We start from the raw sequence: 257 nt of genomic DNA, 5'->3' as shown, positions 1-257 counted from the left end.
GACGGCGTATGTGTTCGCGCCCGACCCGACAGGCACCCACTGGCGCCTGCGGGCGACTCTGGATGCACTGGGCCAGTGTCTGCGCTACGACTGGCAGGATGGCGTGTTGACGCAGGTTGAAGATGGGGCTGGACGGCGTTATCGCCTGCAATATCAGCGGCAATCCTCGGATCATCCGGCGGATCCAGGCCTGCGCCTGGTGGCCATCTGGCTGGACCACGATCCCCGGGCCAGCGATGGCGAGCCGGTGGCCCTGG

General features: G+C 67.3%; 1 protein-coding gene. It reads left to right on the top strand.

All coding sequences use genetic code 11. The features are described from left to right. Positions 1-257: hypothetical protein (locus PZA18_RS25870; protein ID WP_308447467.1), on the top strand; the 257-nt coding region annotated here is incomplete at both ends.

It is taken from the genome of Parachitinimonas caeni (assembly GCF_030129945.1).
GTDB lineage: Bacteria > Pseudomonadota > Gammaproteobacteria > Burkholderiales > Chitinimonadaceae > Parachitinimonas > Parachitinimonas caeni.
Note: the sequence above shows the minus strand (reverse complement) of the source record. Positions and strands in the feature narration are given on the sequence as shown.